The organism is Paenarthrobacter sp. CM16, from assembly GCF_013179505.1.
Classification (GTDB): Bacteria; Actinomycetota; Actinomycetes; order Actinomycetales; family Micrococcaceae; genus Arthrobacter.
Map to the genome: position 1 here is coordinate 1 of NZ_JABMCX010000593.1, position 721 is coordinate 721.

Consider the following 721-nt stretch of genomic DNA (forward strand, 5'->3'; position numbering starts at 1 on the left):
GTCTTGTCATGTCCACCCTCGACGTCGTTGCTTACGCCGGCGAGAACCACGGCAACGTCAAGCCCGCGAACTTCCTGGACATCGGAGGTGGAGCTTCCGCCGAGGTCATGGCCAACGGTCTGGACGTCATCCTTGGCGATTCCCAGGTCAAGAGCGTGTTCGTGAACGTCTTCGGTGGCATCACCGCTTGTGACGCCGTGGCAAAGGGCATCGTGGGTGCGCTTGCTGAGCTTGGTTCCTCCGCGAACAAGCCGCTGGTAGTCCGCCTCGACGGCAACAACGTTGAGGAAGGCCGCCGCATCCTGACCGAGGCCAACCACCCGCTGGTTACCCTGGCCGCCACCATGGACGAGGGCGCCGACAAGGCTGCCGAGCTCGCCAACGCAGCTAAGTAAAGGGACGCGAGAATGTCTATCTACCTCAACAAGGACTCCAAGGTCATCGTTCAGGGCATCACCGGCGGCGAGGGCACCAAGCACACCGCCCTGATGCTCAAGGCCGGCACCAACATTGTTGGTGGCGTCAACGCCCGCAAGGCCGGCACCACGGTCCTGCACGGCGACAAGGAAATCAACGTCTTCGGCACCGTCAAGGAAGCCATCGCTGAAACCGGCGCAGACGTCTCCATCGTCTTCGTTCCGCCGGCATTCACCAAGGACGCCGTGGTTGAAGCAATCGAAGCCGGCATCGGCCTGGTTGTTGTCATCACCGAAGGCGTTCC

Annotated in this window: 2 pseudogenes; both read left to right on the forward strand. The window is 62.0% G+C overall.

The annotated features are described in order from the left end of the window. Window positions 1-395: pseudogene (locus HP499_RS24705) on the forward strand (succinate--CoA ligase subunit beta); the annotation flags it as partial. Window positions 396-407: 12 nt separating this feature from the next. Beyond that, window positions 408-721 (forward strand): annotated as a pseudogene (locus HP499_RS24710) (succinate--CoA ligase subunit alpha); the annotation flags it as partial.